The sequence below is a fragment of the Achromobacter maghribensis genome (assembly GCF_057334215.1).
The window spans coordinates 1-8,111 of sequence record NZ_JBHFII010000035.1; the positions used below are offsets into that span (position 1 = coordinate 1).

Sequence of the window (8,111 nt, forward strand, 5' to 3'; positions counted from 1 at the left end):
CGACACGCCACATATGCCCCAGTCGGGGTCCGCGCCCGCATGCAGCGCGGCCTCGTTGACCGCGGCCAGGTGGGCGCGTGCAACCGCGCCCAGGCCCAGATGGACGATGCCCAGACGCAGGCCGGCCCGTGCATAGCCCGGCCGCGCCACGGCGTGCGGCAGCGCGTCCAGGCGCCGCGCCGACAAGCGCGTCGCGCCGGCCGCTACCAGTTCCATAGCGTTCCGTCCTGCTGCAAACGGTTGACCGGCAGATAGGCGCGCTTGTACGGATACTTGGCGGCCAGCTTCTCGTCGATGTCGACGCCGTGGCCGGGCACGTCGCCCGGATACAGCATGCCATGGTCGAACGTATACGCATGCGGGAAGACCGCGTCCGTCTCGTCCGTGTGGCGCATGTATTCCTGGATGCCGAAGTTGGGCACCCACAGGTCGAAGTGCAGGGCCGCGCCCATGCAGACCGGCGACAGGTCGGTGGCGCCGTGGCAGCCCGTGCGCACCTGATATAGCGAGGCCAGGTCCGCGATGCGGCGCAGGTGCGTGATGCCGCCCGCATGCACCACGGTGGTCCGGATGTAGTCGATCAGCTGGTTCTGCACCAGATCCTTGCAGTCCCAGATCGAATTGAAGATCTCGCCCACGGCCAGCGGCGTGGTGGTGTGCTGGCGGATCAGACGGAACGCATCCTGGTTCTCGGCCGGCGTCGCGTCCTCCATCCAGAACAGGTTGTAGGGCTCCAGCGACTTGCCCAGGCGGCCGGCTTCGATCGGCGTCAGGCGATGGTGCACGTCGTGCAGCAGGTGATGGTCGAACCCCAGCTTCTCGCGGATGCGCTCGAATAGTTTCGGCGCGTGGCGCAGGTACTTTTCGGTGGACCAGTCGTGCTCGCTGGGCAGGTCGGCGTCGGCGGGTTCATAGAACAGGTTGCCGCGACCCACGCCGTAGACCTTGTCCAGGCCCGGCACGCCGCTTTGCGCGCGGATGGCGCGGTAGCCCATGTCGGCATAGCGCAGCACTTCGTCGACCGTGTGCTCGATGTCCGAGCCGTTGGCGTGGCCGTAGACCATCACGCCGCTGCGGCTCTTGCCGCCCAGCAGCTGATACAGCGGCAGGCCGGCCGCCTTGGCCTTCAAATCCCACAGCGCCGTATCCACGGCGGCGATGGCGGTCATGGTGACCGGCCCGCGGCGCCAGTACGCGCCCTTGTACAGGTACTGCCAGATGTCTTCGATCTGATGCGCATCGCGCCCGATCAGGCAGGGAATCACATGCTCGGTCAGGTACGCCGACACGGCCAGTTCGCGCCCGTTCAGGGTCGCGTCGCCAATGCCGGTCAAGCCCTGGTCGGTTTCGATTTTCAGGGTCACGAAATTGCGGCCCGGCGAACAAACAATCACGCGTGCGTTCGTAATTTTCATTTCTTGGTTTCCGTAGAGACGGGAAAAGGCCCTAGCCTTCCCAGCCCAGATGGCTGAGAAAGTCGCGGGTGCGGGCGACTTGCGGGTTGTCGAAAATCTGCGTGGGCGGGCCTTGCTCCAGGATGGCGCCGTTCTCGAACACCACCACCCAATTGGCCACGCGGCGCGCAAAACTCATCTCGTGGGTCACGACGATCATCGTCATGCCTTCCTGCGCCAGCTTCTTCATCACGTTCAGCACTTCGCCCACCGTTTCCGGGTCCAGCGCCGACGTCGGTTCATCGAACAACATCACTTCGGGTTCCATCGCCAACGCGCGCGCAATGGCCACGCGTTGCTGCTGGCCGCCGGACAGATTGGCGGGAAAATTTCCCGCCTTGGAGGCCAGGCCCACTTTCTCCAGCAATGCCATCGCCCGGGCCCGGGCGGCGTCGGGCGTCATGCCCAGCACCGTGATCGGCCCCATCGCCACGTTATCCAGCGCGGACTTGTGCGGGAAGAGTTCGAAGCTCTGGAACACCATGCCCATGCGCTGGCGCACGCGACGCACGTCGGATTCGGATTCCGGCAGCGCCACGCCGTCCAGCAGCACGCGGCCGCCGTCCAGCTTTTCCAGCGCGTTGGTGCAACGCAGAAGCGTGGATTTTCCGGAACCGGACGGGCCGATCAGGCACATCACCTCGCCCTTGTTCACTTGCAGCGACACATCGGCAAGCGCCACGAAATCGCCGTAGACCTTGCGCACGTGTTCATAGACCAGCACGGGCGGCTGGTCCGCGCCCTTGCGCCCGGCCAACGCGGCATGCGCCGCTGTTGGCTCCTGCTCCAGGATCATGTCGTTCATTCCTTGACTCCGTATTTGCGATGGATCCAGTCGACCAGCTTGGCCTGGGGATATCCCATCAGCCAATAGATCACCGCCATCGCGGTCAGCATTTCCAGCACGCGGAAGCTCTGCGCGCGCACCTGCATCGAGGCATAGGCCAATTCGCTTACCGCGATCACCGACACCAGCGACGTATCCTTGAACAGCGAAATCCAGGTGCTGGCCAGCACCGGCAGGATGCGGCGCCCCGCCTGCGGGATCAGCACCTTGAACATGGCCTGGCGGCGCGACATGCCCATCGCCAGCGCCGCCTCCATCTGACCCTTGCGGATCGAATTGATGCCGGCGCGAAAGGTCTCGGAGTTGTAGGCCGACACGTTCAGCACCAGCGCCACCAGCGCGGTGGTGACGGCCGAGAACTGCACGTCCAGCGCCATCGGCATCACGTAGAACGCCCAATAGATCACCAGGATCAGCGGCAGATTCCTGAAGAACTCCACGATGGCGACGGCCACCCCGTTGGCGACGCGGTTCGACGACAGGCGCATCAGCGCAAGCACGATGCCTCCGGGCACGGCAAGCGCCATCGTCACCACCGTCAACATGATGGTCATCGCGGCGCCTTGCAGCAGGGCATCGCGCGAATTCCAGATGATTCCCCAGTCCAGATTCATGAGCGCCCCAGGTGTGCGTAGCGTTGATACAGCCGGTCCACGCCGCGCGTGACCGGGAACAAGATCACGAAGTACGCCACGATGACGGCCGTGAAAACCTCGATGGGCCGGTAGCTCTGCCCCGCGATGGTCTCGGCTTTGTGCATCAGTTCAGGCACCGCGATCACGGTGGCGATCGCCGTGTCCTTGATGGCCAGCGTCAGCACCGAACCGAAGGCCGGCAACATGCGGATAGTGGCTTGCGGCAGGATGATCTTGCGCAGGGCCTGGGCTCGCGACATGCCCAACGCCAGGCCGGCGCGCATCTGCCCGGGCCGCACCGACTCGATGCCCGCGCGGATCACCTCGGCCGAATAGGCCGCGATATGCAGGGTCAGCGCCACCAGGGCCGCCCAGAAAGGCGCGAAGTTGATGCCGGCCAGCAGCGGAAACGCGAAGTAGATCCAGACCAGCACCACCAGCACGGGGATGGCGCGCATGCTGTCGATATAGAACACCAGCAGCACCCGCAGCCAGCGCGGCCCGTACAGGCGCAGCAGCGCGATCACCAGGCCCAGCAGGATGCTGGACACCGCGGTGATGGCACTGAGCGCCACGGTGATGCCGAGGCCGCCGGCGAAGAATCGCCAGTTCTCGACAAGGGGGGAAAAATCAAAATCCATGGTGTCTCCGTGAAACTAGACGGCCGACGGCGACGCGCGCGTCAGAACGTCACCATCACTTTCATGGCCTGATGGCGGTCGGCCGCCAGCGCGAATGCGTCATGCACGCGAGCCACCGGCACCGCCGCCGTCAACAGTGGCGATACGTCCAGCAGCCCGCGGCTCAGGTAGTCCACGGCCCAGGCGTATTCGTCCACGAAACGGAAGCTGCCGATGACCGACAAGCTCTTGACCATGATCTGGTTGAACGGACATTGCTCGCTGCTGCCGCTAAGCGTGCCCACCGTCACGATGACGCCGCGCGGACGCGTCACGCGGATGCAATTGGCCAGGCCGGCATAGTTGCCGGACGCCTCGAAGCAGACGTCGACCGACCCCTTGCCCGCCGCCAGTTCCTCGATCGCGCCCGGATCGCGGGCGACGTTGATGGTGCGCGTGGCGCCCACCCGCACGCAGGTGGCCAGCGTCTCGTCGACGATGTCCACCACGATCACCCGGCTGGCTCCCGCCAGACGCGCCGCCATCAGAATCAATGCGCCGATCGGCCCGGCTCCCACCACCATGACCGTCTTGCCCAGCAGCGTCCCCGCACTACGCACGGCGTGCAGCGCCACGGCCAGCGGCTCGCCGAATGCGGCGAGTTCGAACGACAGGCTGTCGGGCACCGGCAGGCATTGCTTTTCCTGCACCACCACCTGTTCGCGCATCGCGCCCTGCATGTGCGGATAGCGACTGGCGCTACCGAAGAAGAACACCGACTCGCAGTGGTTGGAATCGCCCTGGCGGCAATAGCGGCAGACCCCGCAGGTACGCGCCGGATCCAGCGCCACGCGGTCGCCCGGCTTGACGGCGGTGACGGCCGCGCCAACCTCCAGCACCTGGCCCGACGCCTCGTGCCCCGGCGTCAGCGGTTCGCGGATGACGAAATCGCCCACTTTGCCGTGCCGGTAGTAGTGCAGGTCCGAGCCGCAGATACCCACGGCCTTCACGCCCACCCGCACTTGCGTAGGGCCCAGGGCCTCGGGCTGCTGTTCGTCCAGGCGCAGGTCCTGGGCGCCATGAATCGCGCAATTCAACATGATGGCCGCCTTATTTCAGGGTTTGCGTCATGCGGCGCTCTTCCGCCGCCAGTTCGGGATGCATGCGCGCTTCCACTTTGCGCAGCCAGTCCAGGTAGACGGCCTGATCCTTGGCCACGCCCATGCCCGCGTCGATCGCGAAGATCTTGCTGTCCTGGCAGTCGTTTTCCTTCGGGAATACCGCCAGGCCCTTGACCTTCTTGCTGATGTTGGGCCACAGCATGCGGTTCAGCGGCGCCACGTCCGAACGGCCGGCCAGCACTTCCTCGATGGGCGCGACCGATCCCGAATTCGTCACCCCGCGCAGCTTGGCATTGGGGAAGTTCTGCAGCACCAGCGGTTCTTCGCCCGCGCCCGAGAAGTAGGCCATCGTGATGCCGGGCTGGTTGAAGTCCTCGACCTTGGTGGCGTTGGTGAATTTCGGATTCGACGCCAGCCCGAACATGCAGACGCTGGTGTTGGAAAAGGTCACGAAATCGATGATCTTGGCGCGCTCGGCGTTCTGGTTCAGCGGGCCGATCATGATGTCCATCTGGTTGGCGATCAGCGCAGGCACCTTGGTCTCGTGGCTGACCTGCACGGGCACGATCTTCACCTCCAGCAAGCGCGCGAATTCCTTGCCCAGCAGCCACGAAGACCCCATCCACGGTTCGCCCGAACCGGTCGTGTTCTGCACCAGCCAGGGCGGGTTGTTGACCACGCCGACCCGCAGCACGCCCGCCTTGCGGATCGCGTCGATGCGGGGGCTTTCGCCGGGCGCGGGCGGCGTCTGCGCGTGCGCCGCGGCTGCGCCCGCCAGCATCGCGGCGGACAGGAACAGGCGGGCGGCGGTCAGGCGCGAGGGAAATCGGGGTTGCATGCAAAGTCTCCTAGAGGGTGCCCGGATGGCCACCGCACGAAGGCGGCGCGCCGGGTACCGGCGTGTTGACGCACCGGCGGAATCGCCAGATCTGCACGCGCCGGGCGCGTGCCGGTTGAAAAGGGGAATGGCCGGACGGCCTACGGGGTCTGTTCGATGATGCGCATTTCGTCCGCATCCAGCGTGGGCTTCATCGTCGCCGCCACCTGCCGCAGCCAGGCCAGGTAGCCGGGTTGGTTCTTGTCGATCGCCAGCCCCACCGGCGAGGCCTTTTCGGTGCTCTGCTGGCAATTGGCTTCGGCGGGAAACACCACCAGGCCTCGCACCTTGCGGTTCAGCCCCACCCACGGCACGCGGTTGATCGGCGCCGCGTCGGCGCGCTTGGCCATGATCTCTTCGATGGGCGCGGTGGCGCCAGAGTTGGCGACGGCGCGCAGCCGCGCCTTGGGAAAGCGTTCTTTCACCCAGGCCTCTTCGGCGCCGCCGGTGAAGTACGCGATCGTGACGTCCGGCTGGTTCAGGTCTTCGACCGTCTTGGCGCGGGTCAGTTTGTCGTTGCCGGCGCGGCCGAACATGCAGACGCTGGTGGCGGAATACAGCACGAAATCCACCACTTTCAGGCGCTCGGCCGTCTCGGCCAGCGGGCTGATGGTCATATCGACTTGATTGGCGGCCAGCACGGGCACTTTGGTTTCGTGCGAAACGGGCACCGCGGTCAGTTTGACGCCCAGTTGGCGCGCGTATTCCTTGGCCAGCAGCCAGGCCGGACCGCTCCAGGCCTCGCCGCTTTTGCCCGACAAGTCCTGGATCAGCCAGGGCGCGTTCTGCAGGACGCCGACCCGCAGTTCGCCCGCCTTGCGGATGGCGTCGACGCGCGGGCTTTGCCCTGCCGCCGGCGGGCTGGCCGCCCCCGCCGCGCCGCTTTGCGCGGCCGCCGGCAATGACATCGCCAGCATCGCGGCTGTCGCCCATCGGGCCCACGCACGGCTTCCCTTGCTCTGTTGCTGCATTGCTTGTCTCCTGAACTTGAAAAGCCCGGATCCGGGGCGCGGTTATCTTCCTCGCTCTACCGGGGGCAGCCTGCCTGTCCGCCTTGCGCTACGGGGTCAACGCCACCCCTGCGCGAATTCGCCGATCACGCGCTCAAGGTGCGCGCGCATCGCTTGCCGCGCCGCCTGCGCGTCGCTGGCCACCAGCGCGCTGAAGATGCGCTGATGGTCTTCCTGCGACGCGTGCCGCAACTCCTGCGTATGAAAATGCTGTTCGATCTTTTCCCAGATCGGCCCCTGGGCCTGATCCCACATCGACGTCACCGTGGCCAGCAGCACGCTGTTGCCCGTGGACTGCGCGATGTACAGGTGGAAGCGGCGGTCGGCTTCTTCATTGGCCGCCTTGTCCATCATCTGCTCGCGCATTGTCGTCAGCGCTTCAAAGATGCGGTCCAGATCCGCGTCGTTGCGGGTCGTGGCGGCAAGCGCGGCGATTTCGGATTCGATCAGGCAACGCGCCCGCAACAACTCGAACGGGCCCGCCCCGGCTTCCTGAGCCGCCGGCAAACGGGCAATGCCGGGCTTGGGCTCACAGACGTAGATGCCCGATCCGCCCCGGACTTCCACCACCCCCTGCAGTTCCAGCGCGATGATGGCTTCGCGCAGCGCGGTGCGGCTGACGTCAAAGCGTTCGGCCAGTGCGCGTTCAGCCGGCAAACGCTTGCCAACGGCGAACTCGCCTTGCGAGACCAGGGCCTGGATCTGTGCGGCCAGCCGCACATAGGCGCGGTCCGCCACCGGCTTGCTGGCCGGCTCTTCGGGTTTGGGGATCAGTTGAAGTGTCATGGATATCAAAAGTGGTTAGACCAAATCATAAGTGGTTCACCAATTTTCACCATAATGGTTTACCAGTATCAAAGTGGTAAACCATCGGTGCGCAGGGTGGCGGCAAGAAGGGGCGGCGGGGGTCGACAGCGGCGGCAGGAACCCTGTATAGATGGCAGTCCAACAGAATCCCTCCGTGCAGGTAAGGAAGCGTCATGTCCGATACGTCCAGGCAGCCATTGTCCGTCAAGCCCCCGCTTCACTCGCCCGGCAGCGATGCCTTGGCCGCCCTGACCGTTACCGAGGCCGCCGCCCAGATCCGTGAAGGCCGCCTCAGCAGTCTGGCGCTGACCCAGGCGTGTCTGGACCGCATCGACGCCCACGGCGTGCTCAATGCCTTCATCACCGTCGACCACGAGGGCGCGCTGGCCCAGGCCCGCGCCTACGACGCCGCGCCGCCCCCGGCCAGCCCGGCCGCCGCGCCGCTGGGCGGCGTTCCCATCGCCATCAAGGACAACATCCACGTGGCCGGCCTGCCCAATACCGCCGGCACCCCAGCCCTTAAACAGTTCCATCCCGCGCAGGACGCCCCGGTCGTGCAGCGCCTGCGCGCCGCCGGCGCCGTCATCATCGGCAAGACCAACATGCACGAGCTGGCCTTTGGCGTATCCGGCTACAACACCGCCTTCCCCGGCACGCATGGCGAGGGCACGCGCAACGCCTACGACAACCGCCGCATCGCCGGTGGCTCGTCGTCGGGCAGCGGCGCGGCCGTGGGGGGG

The 8,111-nt window shown here is 66.0% G+C and carries 9 protein-coding genes and 1 pseudogene; 1 reads left to right on the top strand and 9 read right to left on the bottom strand.

What is annotated here, in order from left to right:
* The 9 genes and pseudogenes from ACE039_RS14370 to ACE039_RS14410 all read right to left on the bottom strand — a co-directional run.
* A pseudogene (locus ACE039_RS14370) lies at positions 1-216 on the bottom strand (mannitol dehydrogenase family protein); the annotation flags it as partial.
* On the bottom strand, positions 204-1,415 hold the full coding sequence (gene manD / locus ACE039_RS14375) for a D-mannonate dehydratase ManD (protein ID WP_485822655.1): 1,212 nt from the start codon (positions 1,413-1,415) through the stop codon (positions 204-206). The pseudogene ACE039_RS14370 and the gene manD, both read right to left, overlap by 13 nt.
* Before the next feature lie 31 nt (positions 1,416-1,446).
* Positions 1,447-2,259 carry an amino acid ABC transporter ATP-binding protein gene (locus ACE039_RS14380; protein ID WP_105559453.1) on the bottom strand — a complete coding sequence of 271 codons (813 nt, stop codon included), beginning with the start codon at positions 2,257-2,259 and terminating at the stop codon, positions 1,447-1,449.
* On the bottom strand, positions 2,256-2,915 hold the full coding sequence (locus ACE039_RS14385; RefSeq protein WP_105559454.1) for an amino acid ABC transporter permease: 660 nt from the start codon (positions 2,913-2,915) through the stop codon (positions 2,256-2,258). The genes ACE039_RS14380 and ACE039_RS14385 overlap by 4 nt, the downstream gene beginning before the upstream one ends.
* Entirely contained in the window at positions 2,912-3,577 is a 666-nt protein-coding gene (locus ACE039_RS14390) for an amino acid ABC transporter permease (protein WP_105559455.1), read from the bottom strand. Before ACE039_RS14390 ends, ACE039_RS14385 begins: the two co-directional genes overlap by 4 nt.
* Before the next feature lie 41 nt (positions 3,578-3,618).
* Positions 3,619-4,656, bottom strand: coding sequence for an L-idonate 5-dehydrogenase (locus ACE039_RS14395; protein WP_310034124.1), 1,038 nt, complete (start codon positions 4,654-4,656; stop codon positions 3,619-3,621).
* A 10-nt stretch (positions 4,657-4,666) separates the two neighbouring features.
* On the bottom strand, positions 4,667-5,515 hold the full coding sequence (locus tag ACE039_RS14400) for a transporter substrate-binding domain-containing protein (RefSeq protein WP_416028736.1): 849 nt from the start codon (positions 5,513-5,515) through the stop codon (positions 4,667-4,669).
* Between the two features lie 140 nt (positions 5,516-5,655).
* Positions 5,656-6,525, bottom strand: a complete 870-nt coding sequence (locus ACE039_RS14405) for a substrate-binding periplasmic protein (RefSeq protein WP_485822656.1) — start codon at positions 6,523-6,525, stop codon at positions 5,656-5,658.
* A gap of 96 nt (positions 6,526-6,621) precedes the next feature.
* Positions 6,622-7,350 (bottom strand): FadR/GntR family transcriptional regulator, encoded by a 729-nt coding sequence (locus ACE039_RS14410; protein WP_448708726.1) that lies wholly within the window; start codon positions 7,348-7,350, stop codon positions 6,622-6,624.
* A gap of 194 nt (positions 7,351-7,544) precedes the next feature.
* On the opposite strand from ACE039_RS14410, the gene ACE039_RS14415 reads away from it, so the two are divergent.
* On the top strand, positions 7,545-8,111 hold a 567-nt coding region (locus ACE039_RS14415), incomplete at its 3' end, for an amidase family protein (protein ID WP_485822657.1).